The sequence below is a fragment of the Citrobacter sp. RHB35-C21 genome (assembly GCF_013816515.1).
Classification (GTDB): domain Bacteria; phylum Pseudomonadota; class Gammaproteobacteria; order Enterobacterales; family Enterobacteriaceae; genus Citrobacter; species Citrobacter braakii.
The window spans coordinates 1,239,961-1,257,257 of sequence record NZ_CP057147.1; the positions used below are offsets into that span (position 1 = coordinate 1,239,961).

General features: G+C 55.2%; 18 protein-coding genes. 5 read left to right on the top strand and 13 right to left on the bottom strand.

What is annotated here, in order from left to right; genetic code table 11:
• Nucleotides 1-33 precede the first annotated feature (33 nt).
• Nucleotides 34-561: a rhodanese family protein gene (locus HVZ39_RS06050; protein WP_016154140.1), complete on the bottom strand. Its 528-nt coding sequence runs from the start codon at nucleotides 559-561 to the stop codon at nucleotides 34-36.
• 9 nt (nucleotides 562-570) lie between these two features.
• Nucleotides 571-870 carry a metalloregulator ArsR/SmtB family transcription factor gene (locus tag HVZ39_RS06055; protein WP_016154139.1) on the bottom strand — a complete coding sequence of 100 codons (300 nt, stop codon included), beginning with the start codon at nucleotides 868-870 and terminating at the stop codon, nucleotides 571-573.
• A gap of 184 nt (nucleotides 871-1,054) precedes the next feature.
• On the opposite strand from HVZ39_RS06055, the gene HVZ39_RS06060 reads away from it, so the two are divergent.
• Both HVZ39_RS06060 and lysM read left to right on the top strand, forming a co-directional pair.
• Nucleotides 1,055-1,213: a YqaE/Pmp3 family membrane protein gene (locus HVZ39_RS06060; protein ID WP_003037242.1), complete on the top strand. Its 159-nt coding sequence runs from the start codon at nucleotides 1,055-1,057 to the stop codon at nucleotides 1,211-1,213.
• A gap of 96 nt (nucleotides 1,214-1,309) precedes the next feature.
• Nucleotides 1,310-1,759 (top strand): peptidoglycan-binding protein LysM, encoded by a 450-nt coding sequence (gene lysM / locus HVZ39_RS06065; RefSeq protein ID WP_016154138.1) that lies wholly within the window; start codon nucleotides 1,310-1,312, stop codon nucleotides 1,757-1,759.
• A 12-nt stretch (nucleotides 1,760-1,771) separates the two neighbouring features.
• On the opposite strand, the gene csiR is transcribed toward lysM, so the two are convergent.
• From csiR to HVZ39_RS06100, 7 genes are all read right to left on the bottom strand, one after another.
• Nucleotides 1,772-2,458 (bottom strand): DNA-binding transcriptional regulator CsiR, encoded by a 687-nt coding sequence (gene csiR / locus HVZ39_RS06070; protein ID WP_049270954.1) that lies wholly within the window; start codon nucleotides 2,456-2,458, stop codon nucleotides 1,772-1,774.
• A 45-nt stretch (nucleotides 2,459-2,503) separates the two neighbouring features.
• Nucleotides 2,504-3,904, bottom strand: a complete 1,401-nt coding sequence (gabP, locus tag HVZ39_RS06075) for a GABA permease (RefSeq protein ID WP_016154136.1) — start codon at nucleotides 3,902-3,904, stop codon at nucleotides 2,504-2,506.
• A gap of 153 nt (nucleotides 3,905-4,057) precedes the next feature.
• Nucleotides 4,058-5,341: a 4-aminobutyrate--2-oxoglutarate transaminase gene (gene gabT, locus HVZ39_RS06080; RefSeq protein WP_046274853.1), complete on the bottom strand. Its 1,284-nt coding sequence runs from the start codon at nucleotides 5,339-5,341 to the stop codon at nucleotides 4,058-4,060.
• A gap of 25 nt (nucleotides 5,342-5,366) precedes the next feature.
• On the bottom strand, nucleotides 5,367-6,815 hold the full coding sequence (gabD, locus tag HVZ39_RS06085) for an NADP-dependent succinate-semialdehyde dehydrogenase (RefSeq protein WP_016154134.1): 1,449 nt from the start codon (nucleotides 6,813-6,815) through the stop codon (nucleotides 5,367-5,369).
• 23 nt (nucleotides 6,816-6,838) lie between these two features.
• Nucleotides 6,839-8,107 carry an L-2-hydroxyglutarate oxidase gene (gene lhgO / locus HVZ39_RS06090; protein ID WP_181633333.1) on the bottom strand — a complete coding sequence of 423 codons (1,269 nt, stop codon included), beginning with the start codon at nucleotides 8,105-8,107 and terminating at the stop codon, nucleotides 6,839-6,841.
• 19 nt (nucleotides 8,108-8,126) lie between these two features.
• Nucleotides 8,127-9,104 carry a glutarate dioxygenase GlaH gene (gene glaH / locus HVZ39_RS06095; RefSeq protein WP_181633334.1) on the bottom strand — a complete coding sequence of 326 codons (978 nt, stop codon included), beginning with the start codon at nucleotides 9,102-9,104 and terminating at the stop codon, nucleotides 8,127-8,129.
• Between the two features lie 260 nt (nucleotides 9,105-9,364).
• Entirely contained in the window at nucleotides 9,365-9,967 is a 603-nt protein-coding gene (locus tag HVZ39_RS06100; protein WP_181627037.1) for a short chain dehydrogenase, read from the bottom strand.
• A 98-nt stretch (nucleotides 9,968-10,065) separates the two neighbouring features.
• On the opposite strand from HVZ39_RS06100, the gene HVZ39_RS06105 reads away from it, so the two are divergent.
• Nucleotides 10,066-10,956 carry a LysR family transcriptional regulator gene (locus HVZ39_RS06105; RefSeq protein WP_181633335.1) on the top strand — a complete coding sequence of 297 codons (891 nt, stop codon included), beginning with the start codon at nucleotides 10,066-10,068 and terminating at the stop codon, nucleotides 10,954-10,956.
• Nucleotides 10,957-10,999: 43 nt separating this feature from the next.
• Here the strand turns inward: HVZ39_RS06105 and HVZ39_RS06110 are convergent, their stop codons facing one another.
• From HVZ39_RS06110 to HVZ39_RS06120, 3 genes are read right to left on the bottom strand one after another with little or no spacing between them, the layout of a single operon-like run.
• Entirely contained in the window at nucleotides 11,000-12,514 is a 1,515-nt protein-coding gene (locus HVZ39_RS06110) for a tripartite tricarboxylate transporter permease (protein ID WP_016154129.1), read from the bottom strand.
• A 10-nt stretch (nucleotides 12,515-12,524) separates the two neighbouring features.
• On the bottom strand, nucleotides 12,525-12,959 hold the full coding sequence (locus HVZ39_RS06115) for a tripartite tricarboxylate transporter TctB family protein (protein ID WP_016154128.1): 435 nt from the start codon (nucleotides 12,957-12,959) through the stop codon (nucleotides 12,525-12,527).
• A gap of 14 nt (nucleotides 12,960-12,973) precedes the next feature.
• Nucleotides 12,974-13,951: a tripartite tricarboxylate transporter substrate binding protein gene (locus HVZ39_RS06120; protein WP_016154127.1), complete on the bottom strand. Its 978-nt coding sequence runs from the start codon at nucleotides 13,949-13,951 to the stop codon at nucleotides 12,974-12,976.
• Between the two features lie 153 nt (nucleotides 13,952-14,104).
• Here HVZ39_RS06120 and tctD point away from each other — a divergent pair, with 153 nt between their 5' ends.
• Together tctD and HVZ39_RS06130 are read left to right on the top strand one after the other, a co-directional pair.
• Nucleotides 14,105-14,779 carry a transcriptional regulator TctD gene (gene tctD, locus HVZ39_RS06125; RefSeq protein WP_181633336.1) on the top strand — a complete coding sequence of 225 codons (675 nt, stop codon included), beginning with the start codon at nucleotides 14,105-14,107 and terminating at the stop codon, nucleotides 14,777-14,779.
• Nucleotides 14,766-16,217, top strand: a complete 1,452-nt coding sequence (locus tag HVZ39_RS06130; protein WP_181633337.1) for a sensor histidine kinase — start codon at nucleotides 14,766-14,768, stop codon at nucleotides 16,215-16,217. The genes tctD and HVZ39_RS06130 overlap by 14 nt, the downstream gene beginning before the upstream one ends.
• Here HVZ39_RS06130 and HVZ39_RS06135 read toward each other — a convergent pair.
• Nucleotides 16,210-17,292: a fimbrial protein gene (locus tag HVZ39_RS06135; RefSeq protein ID WP_181633338.1), complete on the bottom strand. Its 1,083-nt coding sequence runs from the start codon at nucleotides 17,290-17,292 to the stop codon at nucleotides 16,210-16,212. The genes HVZ39_RS06130 and HVZ39_RS06135 overlap by 8 nt on opposite strands.
• Nucleotides 17,293-17,297 lie beyond the last annotated feature (5 nt).

Below are 17,297 nucleotides of genomic sequence, written 5' to 3' on the forward strand. Positions count from 1 at the left end.
CAGCGGGTACAGTGCAGTTTCAATGATTACCGCTTAATGAGTACGTCGGTTCCAGGGCATGATATCCAGCAATCGCGCCATGCCGCAAAAGCCGGTCACGCCAGCGAGTATTAGCCCGGCGCCCACAAAACCGCTCAGTAGGAAGAAGGCGCTGCTAACGGTGTAGCCCAGAATGACGCCGAGTAAGGCAAGGCTGCCTGCGGCTATCTGCACCTGGCGCATCAGCGGTAACGGTTGTGAACGATCTTTTGCCACCGGAAAACCTGCGGCTTTCCAGCCGTCAATACCACCTTCCAACAACCAGACCTGCGCAGGCGCGGCAATAGCGTTCAGTTTTGTCGCCGCGTTTTGTGTACGTTTGCCTGACTGGCAGTGAAAAATCACCTGCCCGGCGCGTAAATTCGCAGGCAGCGATCCCTGCTCTAGCGTAGGTAATGGCGCCAGATGCGCCTCCGGAATATGCTCGTACAGATACTCGTCAGCATCGCGGATATCAATCAGTTTTGCGCCTTGTGCGACCAGCGTCTGCGCCTCGCGCGGGGAAATCGTCCCAATGGTCATGATGGCTCCTTATGGGCAATACAGTGTTTTTAATGTGGCGATCAGTGAATTCACGGCCGCATTTTTGATGGAGTACAGGATGCGCTGGGCATCGCGTTGGCTGTCTATCAGGCCCTCTTCACGCATACGCGCCAGATGCTGCGAAGTGGCGGAAGGACTCAGGCCGGTAACACGGGCTAATTCGCCCGCGCTGGTACCGGGTGAGCCGCAGAGCATGCACAAAATCAGCAACCTTTTCGGGTTACTCATCGCTTTTAGCAGGGCGGCAGCCTGCTCAGCGCTGGCCTGGAGTTGTTCAAGTTCAGTCATATGTATTTAAGTATGTTCTAAATTAAGCTTATTCTAAAATAAACGGTCAACGTACGCCAGCGTAAAGAGCGTAAAGGAGGGTAAAACAGCAGGGGAAGGCTGGCAGAGTTAGGTACACTGACTATGCTTAGAGATAAAATCTCTTTTTAAACAATGAGTAACTTTTTGCTTGTATGGAGTGTGTATGGGTTTCTGGAGAATCGTTTTTACTATTATTCTGCCCCCGCTTGGCGTGCTGCTGGGGAAGGGGTTCGGCTGGGCATTTATCCTCAATATTGTTCTGACGCTGCTGGGCTACATCCCGGGTCTGATCCACGCCTTCTGGATACAAACGCGTAACTAATTACCTTTCTACTACGGCGCTCTGGCGCCGTTTTCTTTGCGCTCCTTTCTCCTCTGCTACACTTCCTGGTGTTGATTGTTAACTACCGAGGTGGATATGGGACTCTTTAATTTTGTAAAAGATGCGGGTGAAAAACTGTGGGATGCGGTTACTGGCAACCATGACACTGCCGATCTGGCAAAAAAGGTACAGGAACACCTGAACAAAACGGGCATCCCGGATGCGGATAAAGTGAACGTCCAAATTAACGAAGGTAAAGCCACCGTTTCTGGCGATGGATTAAGTCAGGAAGCGAAAGAAAAAATCCTGATTGCGATTGGTAATATCTCTGGTATTGCCAGCGTCGACGATCAGGTAAAAACTTCTGCGCCGGCGAGTGAAAGCCAGTTTTATACCGTAAAATCAGGAGATACCCTGAGCGCTATTGCCAAACAGGTATACGGTAACGCCAACCTGTATAACCAGATATTTGAAGCGAATAAACCGATGCTGAAAAGCCCGGATAAAATTTATCCAGGGCAGGTTTTGCGTATTCCAGAACAATAAGAAAGTTCAGGCTTATTGCGTCAGCAATTTGCCGGACATCGCTTGTTGAATAATCGGAATGGGCGTCAGCAGGTGCTGGCGCATTAATTCGCTGGCACGTGCGGCATCGCGTGCCAGAATTGCTTCGGTCAGGGTTTGGTGCTGATCGTGTTTATCTTCCAACATCTCCACCGACAGCACCGTCTTTCGCAGCCAGATAAACCGGTAGCGCGCCGCCAAATCGAATAGCCGTTCGCGCATTTGCAGCAGATACTGTGAACCGCAGCCAGCGACAATTGCCGAATGAAAAGCCTGATGGCGCTGATCCCACTCGTCGAGCATCTGTTCACTGGCGTCAACGGCTTCAAGCTTGCCGAGCATATGCGCCCGCGCCAGAATTTCAGCTTCCCAGGCGTCGTCGCCGCGTTCAATGGCCAGCGCGACCAGCATGGCTTCCATATTGGCGCGGGCATCGAAAATATCGAGCAACTCCTGTTCGGACATTGGGGCGACACGATACCCTTTCTGATTGACCACCGTGACCAGCCGCTCGGCAACCAACTGCGAAAGCGCTTCGCGTAGCGGTCCCACGCCAAGCTCATAGCGTGAGGTCAGCAGGCTCATACGCAGTTTTTCATCAGGCTGATACACACCGCGGATGATGTCGTTTTTCAGCCAGCGGTATCCATCAATGGCCGTCGGTTGGGGAATGGCGGTCATGGTCTTACTCCTGAACGGTTTTCCCGGCCTGCGCCGGGAAAAGGTTTAATGCGTATTTTGCAACGGTGCTTTTTGCCACGATAGCAGTTTTTTCCAGCGTGACATAATAGGCACGGTGCAAATAATTCCTATGGCTAACAACCCGGTAGAGATAACTTCCAGTTGTTGAGCCGGGCGAAAGAGCATCACCACCAGCACAAAGATAATAAAGGCGATTACCAGCCAGGTAAGCCACGGATAGAGCCACATTTTCAGTTTAATTTCACCGCCTCGCGCCAGCAGGATTTTGCGCATCCGCAGTTGGGAAATTGCAATCACCAGATAAACCAGCAGGGCGATGGCGCCAGAGCTGTCGATCAGGAATTTGAACACCTTGGCCGGGGCGTAATAGTTGACCACCACGGTGAGGAACGCGGCACCCGTAGACAGCAACACCGCCACATAAGGCGTTTTACTCCGGTTCGTTTTACCCATAAAGGCGGGAGCATCGCCACGACGGCTCAGGGAGTAAAGCATACGCGAGGACGTATACAGCGCGGAGTTCAGACAACTGGTTACCGAGAGCAATATGACACAGTCCATGATCAGCTTCGCGTGTGGGATATGCAGTAACTCCAGCACTGAGCGGTAAGAGCCCACCTCTTTCAGTCCCGGCATGTTCCACGGAATCAGCGCGACGACCACAAAAATAGAGCACAGATAGAAGATGGAGATACGCCAGATAACCGAGTTGGTGGCGCGGACGATGTGCTTATCCGGGGTATCGGACTCGGCGGCGGCGATGGTAACAATCTCTGCGCCCATAAAGGAGAACATGGTGATTAGCATCGCGCTGATCACCGCGCCAAAACCGTTGGGCATGAAGCCGCCCTGATCCCACAGACGCGAAACTCCGCTGACCTCGGCATAGGGATAGAAACCGCTAATCGCCACCGCGCCGAGAGTGATAAACGCCAGAATGGCAATCACTTTGCACAGCGCCAGCCAGAACTCGAACTCACCGTAATTTTTGACGCTCAGCAAATTACTGCCGGTTAATGCCAACGTGATAACCAGAGAAAACAGCCAGATAGGAATGCCTGGAACCCAGGAGTGCAGAATGATGGCGGCAATATTCGCTTCCAGCGGGATAACCAACACCCAGAACCACCAGTACAGCCAGCCGATGGTATAACCCGCCCACGGCCCAATGGCCTTATCGGCGTAGGTGGAAAAGGAACCGGTATCCGGGGTGGCAACGGCCATTTCGGCCAGCATGCGCATAATCATCACCACCAGCAATCCGGCGAACAGATAGGCCAGTAATACTGCGGGACCGGCTTCTGCAATCGCCACGCTTGAACCCACAAACAAACTTGCGCCGATAACCCCGGCAATAGACAGCATGGTGACGTGGCGTGATTTCAGCCCGCCCCCTAAATCATGTGATTGTGACACTTGCCCCATCTTTTAAACCTCTCGAAAGTATTTCACTTGGGAGAGCACCCCGGCATTCCCGCGCCGGGGCACGCGTATTTATTGTTATTGACCCTGTCTGCCGGATGGCGGCTCCGCCTTATCCGGCCTGAGGATTGCGTTTTTTATTGGTCGAATGCGGTGTTAACCCTGCTTCGCTTCGGCAAAACACTGAGCGATAATGTCCAGCCCCTGGCGGATTTGGGCATCTTCAATGGTCAGTGGGACAAGAATGCGCAGTACGTTGTAGTAAGGTCCGCAGGAGAGCAGGATCAGCCCTTTATCGCGCGCACGCGCGACGATTTCCGCGGTCAGTTTGGCGTCTGGTTTCGTGTGATCGCCGTCTTCAAACAGTTCGATTGCGATCATCGCTCCCAGCCCGCGTACATCGCCAATCTCGCGGTGGGTTTCCGCGATAGCCAGCAGGCCTTCGCGCAGGGTTTGCCCCAGGTCGTTGGCTTTTTGCAGCAGATTTTCCTGTTCGAAAATATTCAGTACCGCCAGTGCGGCGGCGCAGGCAATCGGGTTACCGGCATAGGTACCGCCCAGACCGCCCGGTGGGATTGCGTCCATGACTTCGGCGCGCCCGGTCACTCCCGCCAGCGGGAAGCCACCGGCAATAGATTTGGCGAAGGTGGTGAGATCGGGCGCAACGCCCATCTGCTCCATAGCGAACAGCGTACCGGTACGGCCTGCGCCGCTCTGTACTTCATCGGCAATCAGCATGATGCCGTGCTCGTCACAAATGGCGCGCAGACGTTGCATAAAAGCAGGAGAGGCGGCGTAAAAACCACCTTCGCCCTGGACGGGCTCAATCACGATGGCGGCAACGTCTTCCGGAGCGGCATCATTTTTGAAGATACGGTGAATGCTGGCGATAGCATCGTCTTCACTGATGCCGTGCAGCGGGCAAGGATAAAGCGCACGATACACGTGGCCCGGCATTAACCCCATTCCTGCAGAGTACGGATTTACTTTCCCGGTCAGCGACAGGGTGTAGTGGGTTCGACCGTGGTAAGCGCCGCTGAAGGCGATAGTGCCGGTTCGTTTGGTGGCGGCGCGGGCGATTTTCACCGCGTTTTCCACCGCTTCCGAGCCGGTTGTCACCAGCAGGGTTTTTTTAGCGAAATCGCCCGGCACTTTCTTATTCATGATTTCGCACAGCTCCAGGTACGGCTCATAGGCCAGCACCTGAAAACAGGTATGGGACAGCTTTTTCAACTGTGCTTCTACCGCAGAGACGATCTGCGGGTGCAGGTGGCCGGTGTTCAGCACCGCAATACCGCCAGCAAAATCGAGGAATTCACGGCCTTCAACGTCCCAGACTCGACAGTTTTCTGCACGCTCGGCAAAAATAGGGTGGATTTGTCCTACGCCACGGGGAACGGCGTTGCTGCGACGTTGCATAAGTTCTTTGTTGGTGCTCATCAGGTGTTCTCCAGTATTTATTTTATTAAAGGCCGATGCACATATATTTGATTTCTAAGTAGTCTTCGATGCCGTATTTCGATCCTTCACGGCCAAGACCGGAGGCTTTAATTCCCCCAAACGGGGCGACTTCGTTGGAGATAATGCCGGTGTTAATCCCGACAATGCCGTATTCCAGCGCTTCGCCAACGCGAAAGACGCGGCTCAAATCACGGGCGTAGAAATAGGCGGCCAGACCAAACTCGGTGTCATTGGCCTGAGCGATGACGTCAGCCTCGTCCTTAAACCGGAACAGCGGAGCCAGCGGGCCGAACGTCTCTTCTTTGGCGACCTTCGCGTTGTCAGGCACATCCACCAAAATGGTGGGCTGGAAGAAGTTGCCGCCGAGTGCGTGAGGTTTGCCGCCCGCGATAATGCGCGCGCCTTTATCCAGAGCATCGGCGATGTGTTCCTGCACTTTGGCTACCGCTTTCTCGTCGATCAGCGGCCCGGTGGTGACGTCAGGTTGCAGACCATCACCGAGGTGCAGTTTGCTTACTGCCTGCTGGAGTTTTTCGGCAAAACGGTCATACACGCCGTCCTGCACGTACAGGCGGTTGGCGCAGACACAGGTTTGGCCTGCGTTACGGAACTTCGATGCCAGTGCGCCTTCCACGGCTTTATCAAGATCGGCATCGTCAAAGACGATAAACGGCGCATTGCCGCCCAGCTCCAGCGACACTTTTTTGATGTCTTTGGCGCACTGCTGCATTAACTGACGGCCAATTTCGGTTGAGCCGGTAAATGACAGCTTGCGTACCAGCGGGTTGCCGGTCAGCTCGTTGCCGACCGCGCTCGCTGAACCGGTCACCACACTGAAAACGCCTGCCGGGATCCCGGCGCGATTGGCAAGCTCTGCCAGCGCCAGTGCGGAGTAGGGGGTCTGGCTGGCCGGTTTAAGCACCATTGTGCAACCAGCCGCCAGCGCCGGACCGGCTTTGCGGGTAATCATCGCCGCGGGGAAGTTCCACGGCGTAATCGCGGCGGTAACGCCGATCGGCTGTTTGATGACGATTAGGCGTTTGTCGGCCTGGTGGCCGGGGATCGTATCGCCATAGATACGTTTGCCCTCTTCGGCAAACCACTCAATAAAGGAAGCGGCATAGGTGATTTCACCTTTGGCTTCTGCCAGCGGTTTACCCTGTTCCAGGGTCATCAGACGGGCGAGATCGTCCTGATGCTCAATCATCAGGTTGAACCAGCGGCGCAGGATGTTGGCCCGCTCTTTGGCGGTCAGCGCACGCCAGGCGGGCAGAGCGCGGTTAGCGGCGTTAATCGCTTCGCGGGTTTCATCCGCCCCCATTTTCGGTACGCTACCTAATTGCTGACCGTTGGCGGGGTTGGTCACCGCGATGGTCTCGCCGCTGTTGGCGTCACGCCAGTTGCCATCGATCAGTGCTTGCTGGCGAAATAAGGTTGGATCGTTAAGTTGCATAATTGCGTCCTGTCTTAATCGTTTTAACGGGTGAATGCGGCGTGTAATGTTTCCACGCTACGTGCCGCACGCAGCGTGCGTCCGGGATTACTCTGGTTCTCCAGCAGCGCATGAACTTTGCTGACAATATGCGCGCCGATAGGGATCGCCGACGTTGCTGCCGGAGAAGGCGCGTTACAGGTGTGAATTGAGCGTGGTGTGGTGACAAACAGGAAATCGTCGATTAGCTTGCCGTCCGGCGACACAGCCTGTGCCCGCACGCCTGCAGGCCAGGGCTGCAGATCCTTGAGCGTCAGACTCGGGCAGTACTTTTGTACCAGCCGCAGATAACCGCTTTTGCACAGCGAATTCTTCATTTCGCCAAGTCCTGAGCGCAGGTTGTTTTGCAGCACGCGACGAATGCCGGAAGAGCTGAGGATCTCCAGCGTATCGCTGAGCGAGAAGTCGCGTTTACGGTAGCCTTCACGTTTAAATGCCAGTACCGCGTTGGGGCCCACGGTGACGCTGCCGTCAATCATCCGGGTCAGATGAACGCCGAGAAACGGCATCGCCGGGTCGGGGATGGGGTAGATCAGATGGTTGACTATCTGGTTATGTTCTGACGCCAGACGGAAATATTCGCCACGGAACGGACAGATGATAAAGCCGGGTTCAACGCCGAGCATTTTCACTAGTCGGTCCGCCATCAGGCCAGAGCAGCTAATCAGCGTCGCTCCCTCAAATTCCTGACCCTGACGGGTATGTACGACAACGCCCGCAGCGTGCTCTTTTAGCGCGCTGACCTCAGCGTTGTAGATAATCTCACCGCCTTTGGTCTGAAATATCTTCGCCATCGCGGCGGTGACTTCGCGGTAGCTGACGATCCCGCTCGACGGAACAAAAATACCGCCCAGCCCGGTGATGTTGGGTTCACGCTCGCGAAGCTCCTGCGCATTCAGCCATTCGCGCTCAAGGCCGTTAGCGGCGGTGCGATCCCACAGCGCGCGCATGCGCTCCATTTCCAGTTCGGAGGTGGCAACCAGCATTTTTCCGCAGACGTCGTAGCGGATGCCGTTTTGGTCGCAAAAGGTTTTTGTGGCGCGATTTCCGGCCAGGCAAAACTGCGCCTTCAGGCTGCCGGGGGTGTAATAGACCCCGGCATGAATTACGCCGCTGTTGTGGCCCGTCTGGTGACAGGCTGGGCCGGACTCTTTTTCCAGCAGCGCGATTCTGGCGTCCGGATAGACATCAATTAGCTGCATGGCGGTCGACATGCCGATAATGCCGCCGCCAATAATCACAAAATCATACATCCGCTTTATTCCTTCGCGCTTACTGATGGGTCTGGTAGTGGTTTGTCGCGTAAGCGAAATAACCACGCTGGCGCATCAGTTCGCGGCGCAGGTCAGGATGCGAGGTAAAGCGATCGCGACCGTGCAACCAGAACAGGTTGTTGATTAACAGGAATTTACCGACTGAAACCGGAACTGAAATAATGGCCTTGCTGGTTTCCAACGCATCGGACAAATCGCTCAGCCAGACGCCTTCTTCATAATCTTTTGGCTGGACGAACTGGTCGATGTAGCGCATCACCGGGCGGCCCTGCTGGTCAACGTCAAACACCGGATGGAACACTTCCTGGCTGACGTTTTTGCTTGGCGGTGCGGCAAAGCGCATGGCGCGACGCGCCAGCGGGTGGGTAAAGTACTGATCCAGATGTTCCCAGTCGTCGAGGTGCAGCAGCAGCGAGTTACCGCCGGTCATGTTCTGCTCGTCAATCTTCATCATCAGCACATAGTCGGTGATTTCTTCGAGGTAGGTTCCGTCGTTATGCAGCTCCATTACACGGTGCGGCTGGCGCAGGTAGCTGTCTGAGTTATCAACGTTTTTCACCACAAAACGGGCATAGTATTGACCGCTCATCGCATCAAAATTGGAGCGCCCGATAAGATGCGCTACCGCCGTCGCCAGCTTGACCATCTCTTCAGCCTGTGCCACTTCATCTACGCCGACGGCGTTGATCAGCAGTGCGCCTTCGGCACGATCGAGCAACGTTTTCAGCAGCAAAGGCTGCAACTGATTGCCGCACAGGTCGTCGAGGATCTTGCCCACTTTGAAGCGCAGGAAGGATTTGTATTCCAGTGCCTGCACCGGCCACTGCGCTACGGCTTTCAGAAATTGCTCAGTGCTCTCAGCGGAAAAAGTCAGCTCCAGCAGGCGTGGGGACTGGGCTGATGGTTTCAACGTGAAACCGCTGTAGTGCTGGGCTGGATCATCAGCGTTCGGTTTTACGGCAGTCAGTGCGTTCATCAAATCGTTCCTCTCAGTAGATTGTCAGGGAGATATGGCGCAGCTCGTTTCGTAGCCATAAATTAAAAATATCTACATTTTTGAAAAACGCGCACAGAATGGGCTTGTTTGTTTATTATTTGTGATCAAAAACAACAATTATTTAACATTATAAAAAGTGAGGTTAAGTGCGGGGAGGAGAAGGGAGGACAGGTAATGTTATTTTAAAACAAAGAGTTAATTATTCTGCCGCTGAGGGTAACTCAACGGCAGCAGCAAAGTCAGTAACCGACTTTATAAATCCGCCCGGTTTGGATGCCTTCCACGCTGCGGCGATAGGCGTTGGCAACGGTAGCGGCGGGGACGCTTTCAAAGCCAGGGAAGAAACCATCGTATGCTTCGGCGGATTCACTGAGTACGGTTGGGCTTATCAGGTTTATGCGCTGACCACGACCTAGCTCACAGGCAGCAGCGCGCACAAATCCTTCCAGCCCGGCATTGATCGTTGCCGCATTCGCCCCTTGTGCGATGGGTTCATGGGCGATAATGCCGCTAATCAGCGTAATCGAGCCGCCATCATTGAGGAAATGTTGCCCGGTTAATGCCAGACGTATCTGGCCTAACAGCTTATCCTGTAATCCCTGATTAAAGTCCTCGTCGGTCATTGTCGACAGCGGGCCAAAGAACAGGTTGCCGGTGGCGGAAACGATCGCATCTATCCGACCGACTTTTTCAAACAATGCCCCGACACTCTCCTGCGAGGTGATATCGACCTGGTAATCTCCCCGCGTGCGACCTACGCGGATCACCTCATGTTTACGGCTTAACGTTTCTGTAACTGCGCGCCCCACTGTACCGCTGGCACCAATAATGACGATTTTCATAACCACCTCCAGAATAGTGTGAGCCACTATTCTTTAATGAAAATGAAATCGGATAAACTGGCTATAAGTTAGATGATTACTAACCAGAGGTTTGTAATATGGATAAGCTGCGCGGCATGGAAACGTTTATCGCCGTGGTGGAGAGCGGAAGCTTTACCTCCGCGGCAATAAGACTCGAGATGTCTGCGGTGATGGTGGGAAAATATATCACCCAACTGGAAGCACAGCTTGGCACGCGTCTGCTGGAGCGCAATACTCGCCGCCAGAGCCTGACCGATGCCGGGCGTGTCTATTTTGAAGAAGCCCGCCGCGTGCTGGAGCAGGTGTCGATAGCTGAGCGTTCGGTAGAGCGTCTGCGGCTGGCCCCTGCGGGGACGCTGCGCATTAGCGCGCCTACTTCTTTTGGCGCTTGCGTTATCTCGCCGTTGGCCGCTGCGTTTTTACAGGCCTGGCCAGAGGTGCGCATTGAGCTGGATCTGACCAACCGGATGGTTGATCTGGTGAATGAAGGCGTCGACCTGGCGATCCGTATTGGCGATATCCATCAGACTGATGTGGTGGCGAAATACCTGTGTCCTTACCGTATGGCGATCTGTGCATCAAAGGATTATCTTGCCCGTCATGGCACGCCCCTTACGCCAGCGGATCTGGTGGATCATCTGTGCCTGTCCCATACCGTGTGGACGGCTCGCAACGAATGGATACTGCCTGGCGTGACGGGCGAAGTCAGATGGAAGCGCGATGCGATCCTGCGCTGTAACGATGGTCATGGCCTGCGTATGGCGGCGGTAGCGGGGGCCGGACTGTTATTACAACCGGAGGTGCTGCTGGCGCAAGAGCTGGCTACCGGGAAACTGATTCGGATACTGGAAACGTTTACGCCGCAGCCGCGGCCGATTCATCTACTGTGGCGACAAGATTTGCGTCCGCTGCCCAAGCTGACGCGGTTTGTTGAACACGTACTCAGTGCCGTTCAGGAATTAAGATGAAAATGCCGGATAAGACGCGTCAGCGCCGCTACCCGGCATATTATTAGCTGATATCCACCTGCGGTTTGCTGTTACGTTTACGAATCAGGCGTAGCACTGGCGGGACCACGATAACCAGTACCGCCATCACCAGCAGCACTTTCGCCACGCCGCTGGCCCACAGAATATCCATATTACCGTTACTGATAGACAGCGCCCGACGCAGGTTCTGCTCCAGCATTTCCCCGAGAACGAAGCCTAAAATCAACGGCGACATCGGGAAGTGCATTTTGCGCAATATGTAGCCTAGCACGCCGAGGGCAACCATCAGCACCAGATCGAAAGTGGTGCTGTGGACGGCATACACGCCCACCGCGGAGACTGCCGCGATAGCCGGTACCAAAAACCACAAGGGGATGGTCAGCATACGGGTAAACAGGCCGATCAACGGGATGTTCATCACCAGCAGCATCACGTTAGCAATCAGCAGCGCCGCAATCAGCCCCCAGACGATGTCCGGCTGTTCGGTGAACATGGCCGGACCCGGGGTGATATTGTACAGCGTCAGCGCGCCCATCATCACCGCTGTGGTGCCGGAGCCCGGTACGCCGAGCGTCAGCATCGGGATAAAGGAGCCACAGGCCGAGGCGTTGTTGGCGGCTTCGGGGGCCGCCACGCCGCGTATATCCCCTTTGCCGAAGCTGTCGCTATTGCCGCTGAGCTTTTTCTCGGTCATGTAGGTGATAGCGCTGGCAATGGTTGCGCCCGCGCCAGGCAGGACGCCGACGAAAAAGCCAATCACCGATGAACGCAGAGTTGCGCCAACGCACTGCGCACCTTCTTTGGCGTTAAATAACATGCGGCCCGTTTTACGCACCAGCGTCTGGCCACTGCTGGTATGTTCCAGCATTAACAGTATTTCAGAGACTGAGAACAGCCCAATCACTACCACGATAAACTGCACACCGTCGGAGAGATGAACGCTGTCAAAGGTAAAGCGATAAACCCCGGTATTGGCGTCTACGCCAACGGTCGCAAGGCCGAGACCGATAAGCGCTGCCAGAAATGATTTCAGCGGGTTTTGCGCCATCATGCTGCCGAGGCAGGCAATGGCGAAAACCATTAAGGCAAAGTATTCCGCCGGACCGAAGGCCAGCGACCATTGGGCTAACGCCGGGGCAAACAGAATGATGCCGCCGATAGCGATAAGCGAACCAATGAAAGAGCTGACCGCCGAGATAGAGAGCGCAACGCCGCCGCGGCCTTGCTGCGCCATCGGGTAGCCATCCAGCGCGGTCATAATCGCCGCCGCATCGCCGGGAACATTCAGCAGGATGGAGGAGATACGTCCGCCGTATTCACAACCTATGTAGACCGTAGCCAGCAGGATCAGCGCAGATTCTGCAGGCAGATGCAAAGCGAAGGCCAGAGGCAGGAGGATCGCCACGCCGTTAATGGGTCCAAGACCAGGCAACAGCCCGACAATGGTACCGACAAAACAGCCAATCAGGGCGATGACCAGGTTTTCCGGCGTCATGGCCACCGCGAAACCCTGAGAAAGATAAATCCAGGTATCCATCGTTTCTCCGTTAACCCAGCCAGGCGCCGAGTGGTAAGGTGACGTCAAGCAGTCGGTCAAAGGCATACCACAGCAGAATGCCGAGTACCGCGCCGGAAATACCCGCAGCCGGAATCGTTGCGCCGAACAGCATGCCAATCACCACGGTGAGAATGGCGGTGGAGATGGGAAAACCGAGCCATTCGAAACCCCAGGCGTACATCAACAGAACAATCACCATCGTCAGCAGCTTTTGCAGCACGTGACGGCGGGGCCAACTGATGGTGTCGGGATGGCGCAACAGCAGCGCCACGGCGCATACCAGCATCAGGCTGATAATGCCAAGCGGAAAGGGACGCGGCCCAACCGGCTCATAGCTGTATTCGCTGGTGATTTGCCAGGCCACGAACAGCCCGGCTATACAGAGCAACAGCCAGATACCTGCAAAAATACGATCGCTCATCATCTTTGCCTCTGCGCTTATTTCGCCAGACCGAAGGCTTTCGCCTGCTCACGGTAATCCGTGACCTGCTTTTTCACGTATTCGTCGAGCTGCTTACCGCTCATGTTGAATTCAAACAGGCCGCGCAGATCGCGCTGCTTTTTAAACTCATCGGTCTGCTGGAGTTTGTTAAAGGCATCAACCCACCACTGATACTCGGCGTCGCTGACTTTTGGTCCAACGTAGAAGCCACGAATGATGGGCCACACGAGGTCGTAACCCTGCTCTTTGGCGGTTGGTACGTTAGCTAACTGGCCTGGCAGACGTTGATCAGAGAACACGGCGAGCACGCGGATTTTGTCGCCGCTAAGATAAGGCACCATCTCGCTGAGATCGCCGGAAACCACCTGGACGTGATTCCCCATCAGCGCGGTGACCGGTTCGCCGCCGCCCTCAAAGGCCACATAGCGCATCTTGTGTGGATCGACATTGGCTTTTTGCGCCAGCAGCGCCGACTTCATCCAGTCCTGACTACCGATAGAGGCGCCTGCGCCAATGACCACGCTGTTAGGATCTTTCTCCATTGCCGTCAGCAGATCTTTCAGCGTTTTCCAGGGTGAGTCCTGGCGTACGGCAATCATGCCGTAGTCAGTGCCGACGCTTGCCAGCCAGCGGACATCATCAACGCCGTAGCGACCAAACTTCCCTTGTGACAGGTTCAGCAGCGAGCCGCCGGAGAATGCCACTACGGTACCCGCTTCAGCCGGACGTTGCGCGACGATCGCGTTATAGGCCACGGCGCCAACGCCGCCGGGCATGTAGGTTACGCGCATCGGTTTTTCGATAGCGCCGGTTTCCATCATGCTCACTTGAATCAACTTACAGGTGAGATCGAAACCACCGCCAGGTTTAGCAGGGGCGATACATTCTGTGCGCGATGGCGCTTGTTCCGCCAGAACAGAGGTACTCATCAGTAAAATGCTTGCAGTAAGGGTACGAAGTAACTGTTTTTTCATTGTTTATCCTCACGCCGGAAAACCGGATTTTCGGGTACGGAAGAAGATTTTTGTGATTATGTGAGCCGATGTGTAGCAGTTCGGTTGCATGATTGTTAAAACATTAACCTTTCAATTCCCTTTCAATGCGGCAGAAACTTTACAGGATGTGATATGCGTCTCTTATTAGCGGAAGATAACCGTGAGTTAGCTCACTGGCTGGAGAAAGCGCTGGTGCAAAACGGTTTTGCCGTCGACTGCGTTTTTGATGGCCTGGCGGCCGACCATCTTTTACATAGCGAAACGTACGCGCTGGCGGTGCTGGATATCAATATGCCGGGACTGGATGGTCTTGACGTCGTTCAGCGCCTGCGCAAACGCGGGCAGACGTTTCCTGTTCTGCTGCTGACGGCGCGCAGCGCGGTGGCCGATCGGGTGAAAGGATTGAACGTCGGGGCCGATGATTATCTGGCAAAACCGTTTGAAATCGAGGAGCTGGATGCCCGGCTGAGGGCTTTGCTACGCCGCAGCGCGGGGCAGGTGCAGGGCATACAGCAACTGGGCGAACTGGCGTTTCACGATGAGGGCTATTTTCTGTTGCAGGGGCAGCCGCTGGCGCTCACGCCGCGCGAACAGGCATTGCTGACGGTGCTGATGTACCGTCGATTGCGACCGGTTTCGCGTCAGCAGTTGTTTGAACAGGTCTTCAGTCTAAACGATGAGGTCAGCCCCGAAAGCATTGAGCTCTACATCCATCGTCTGCGTAAAAAGCTACAGGGAAGCGATGTGCGCATCGCCACGCTGCGCGGACTGGGCTATGTGCTGGAGCGTAGCGATGAAGTGGGTTAAACCCCAATCGTTATACCTGCAACTGCTGATGTTTCTGGGTTTGCCGCTCATGTTGTTGTGGGGGCTGTCGGCATTTAACAGCTATGTCAGCGCGCTACAGGCGGCGACGCAGGCGTATGACCGGACGCTGCTCTCGTCTGCCAGAACCGTCTCCGAGCGACTGGTGGTGCACAACAAACAGCTGGAAGTGAATGTGCCGTGGGTGGTGCTGGACAGCTTTGAGCTGAATATGAACGACAGATTGTATTACAAGGTGGTCGACCCGGCGGGGAAGGTTATCTCAGGTTATGACGATTTACCTGCGATGCCGCCTGCGACATCGCGTACGCGGCTTTATCCGGCGCTGGCGTGGTTTTATCACACTGAATATCGCGGGGAGGCAATTCGCGTGGCGCGTCTGCTGCAGCCCGTCAACGAGGGCGGCATTATCGGCATGGCCGAGATTTATGTCGCCGAAACGCTGCAATCGCGACGTTACCTGGCGCGACAGCTGCTGTTTTCCTCGTGGGTTTCGCAAGGGCTACTGGTGCTGCTCACGCTGGTGCTGGTCGGCTGGTTGCTGCGTCGGGTGTTACGCCCGATGCGCCAGCTGTCATCGCTGATGGTGCGTCGCGAGCCTGGGCTGCTGACGCCGCTGCCGGAGCTGCTGCCGTGGTCGGAAACCCGTCTGTTGATTGTGGCATTCAACCGTTATCTGGACCGACTTCGCGGCCTGATCTCTCGCCAGGAGCGCTTCAGCGCGGATGCTTCCCATCAGCTTAAAACGCCGCTGGCGGTGCTAAAAACTCAGGTGGCGGTGGCCCTCGCCAGCCAGCAGCCGCAGCAATGGTATGAGAGTCTGCAAGCCATGAGCTCCACGCTGGATAACACCATTCAACTGACGGAAAGGCTGTTACAGCTGTCGGCTGTGAAGCGCAAAGAGCAAGGAGAAAGGCACTTCTCGCCGGTTAATTTGTATGAGGTGGTGCAAAGCAGTTGTTTCACGCGACTGGCGCAGGCGCGCAGTAAAGGGATCGATCTGGGCTATGAAGGGGAACAGGATGCGGTGTGGATTGAGGGCGATGAAGTCCTGCTTGGCGAACTGTGCGGGAATCTGCTGGATAACGCACTGAAATACACGCCGCCGCATGGTGTGGTAACCGCCCGTCTGCTGCGAAAAGGAGAGGCGGTGGTGCTGGTGGTTGAAGATAGCGGGCCGGGTATCGATGAGCAGATGGTGCACCAGGCGCTGCTACCGTTTCATCGCCTTGATAACGTCGGTAATGTCCCTGGCGCCGGGATAGGCCTGGCGCTGGTCAACGACATTGCTCGTCTGCACCGCACGCACCCTCAGCTATCACGGAGTGAAACATTAGGCGGGTTAAGCGTACGACTGCGGTTTTTATGCCTGGTGCGAGACGCGCAGGACGATCAGCATCGTCCTGCGCCTGTTATTTAAAGGTCACCGTCGCATTGACAGGAATACTAAATGTGCCGGGTTGGGGAGGATTCTTCAGCCAGAACAGGGTTGCCATGAACTCTTTGCGTCGGCTGTCGCTCTGGTTGGTAAACGCGCTGCTGGCAAAATCGATACGGTTGCCGCTGATAATGTCCCCGGAGCCGGGTTGTGCAGCATCCTGGAGCGTAACGCCGATATCTGGCGTACCCTGACCGGTAAAAACTGCGCCGCTGTTGCTTGTGGTGCCGGTAAACGTTACCGCGTAGTTGATGCCGCGACATTCATGCTTCCCGGCGGCTTCTGCGGCAATAACGGCAAACTGTTTACTGTGGCTGTTATCTTTTCCCACTTTTGCTTCGGTAATGCTGATCCTGCCAAACTCGACGGTATCCGTTCCTTTGTCAGAGCTGATAGAGACGATCGGTTCGCAGTTGATATAACTGATGTTATTCAGGCCATTAAGCGCGGGGCCAAAGTTTTTTGCCGGATTGCTGGTGGAGCAATGCGAACCGCAGGCGTTAATGCTGCCAATACCGTCGACGACAAAAACTTTGTTGATGGTGCGACCGGCCAGCGCAGGCAAAGGATCCGGGAGTTTTCCGGTAGCGACCAGACTGAGGTTAAAGGTGAAAGAAAATGTTTGTGGGCGCGCCTGGCAGTCACTGGAATGGCTGTGGTTATTACTGCTGCAGTAGTTGTCTGAACGTGTTCGGGGCAACGTTGCCTGATATTGGGTGGTGACGGCCTGGGCACTTTGATCGTAGGGGCGACCATCAATGCTCACCACCAGTTTCATATTGGTTCCCTGCAGAAAATGCGCAAACTCATGATCAGGGTCGATGTAGATTCTGGCGGCTTCGCCGTGGGGCATATAGTCTGTGTCGCGGCAAGTGACGCTAACGGTTTGTGGATTGGACACCCAAACGGTGTCCCCAGCGGTGGTACTGTGGCTGATTTTAATGGGATCAACGTGTACGGAGACGCTGTTTGCTGTACAGGTAACCGCATAGCTTGCACTACTGAATATCGGCAAACAAAGCAGCACCACAAGTTTAACTATTTTTAACGGATTCATTGATT

Excerpts from the sequence above, each read along its gene's own strand:
- HVZ39_RS06050 (WP_016154140.1), bottom strand. The coding sequence starts at position 561 with ATGACCATTGGGACGATTTCCCCGCGCGAGGCGCAGACGCTGGTCGCA.
- HVZ39_RS06055 (WP_016154139.1), bottom strand. The coding sequence starts at position 870 with ATGACTGAACTTGAACAACTCCAGGCCAGCGCTGAGCAGGCTGCCGCC.
- HVZ39_RS06060 (WP_003037242.1), top strand. The coding sequence starts at position 1,055 with ATGGGTTTCTGGAGAATCGTTTTTACTATTATTCTGCCCCCGCTTGGC.
- lysM (WP_016154138.1), top strand. The coding sequence starts at position 1,310 with ATGGGACTCTTTAATTTTGTAAAAGATGCGGGTGAAAAACTGTGGGAT.
- csiR (WP_049270954.1), bottom strand. The coding sequence starts at position 2,458 with ATGACCGCCATTCCCCAACCGACGGCCATTGATGGATACCGCTGGCTG.
- gabP (WP_016154136.1), bottom strand. The coding sequence starts at position 3,904 with ATGGGGCAAGTGTCACAATCACATGATTTAGGGGGCGGGCTGAAATCA.
- gabT (WP_046274853.1), bottom strand. The coding sequence starts at position 5,341 with ATGAGCACCAACAAAGAACTTATGCAACGTCGCAGCAACGCCGTTCCC.
- gabD (WP_016154134.1), bottom strand. The coding sequence starts at position 6,815 with ATGCAACTTAACGATCCAACCTTATTTCGCCAGCAAGCACTGATCGAT.
- lhgO (WP_181633333.1), bottom strand. The coding sequence starts at position 8,107 with ATGTATGATTTTGTGATTATTGGCGGCGGCATTATCGGCATGTCGACC.
- glaH (WP_181633334.1), bottom strand. The coding sequence starts at position 9,104 with ATGAACGCACTGACTGCCGTAAAACCGAACGCTGATGATCCAGCCCAG.
- HVZ39_RS06100 (WP_181627037.1), bottom strand. The coding sequence starts at position 9,967 with ATGAAAATCGTCATTATTGGTGCCAGCGGTACAGTGGGGCGCGCAGTT.
- HVZ39_RS06105 (WP_181633335.1), top strand. The coding sequence starts at position 10,066 with ATGGATAAGCTGCGCGGCATGGAAACGTTTATCGCCGTGGTGGAGAGC.
- HVZ39_RS06110 (WP_016154129.1), bottom strand. The coding sequence starts at position 12,514 with ATGGATACCTGGATTTATCTTTCTCAGGGTTTCGCGGTGGCCATGACG.
- HVZ39_RS06115 (WP_016154128.1), bottom strand. The coding sequence starts at position 12,959 with ATGATGAGCGATCGTATTTTTGCAGGTATCTGGCTGTTGCTCTGTATA.
- HVZ39_RS06120 (WP_016154127.1), bottom strand. The coding sequence starts at position 13,951 with ATGAAAAAACAGTTACTTCGTACCCTTACTGCAAGCATTTTACTGATG.
- tctD (WP_181633336.1), top strand. The coding sequence starts at position 14,105 with ATGCGTCTCTTATTAGCGGAAGATAACCGTGAGTTAGCTCACTGGCTG.
- HVZ39_RS06130 (WP_181633337.1), top strand. The coding sequence starts at position 14,766 with ATGAAGTGGGTTAAACCCCAATCGTTATACCTGCAACTGCTGATGTTT.
- HVZ39_RS06135 (WP_181633338.1), bottom strand. The coding sequence starts at position 17,292 with ATGAATCCGTTAAAAATAGTTAAACTTGTGGTGCTGCTTTGTTTGCCG.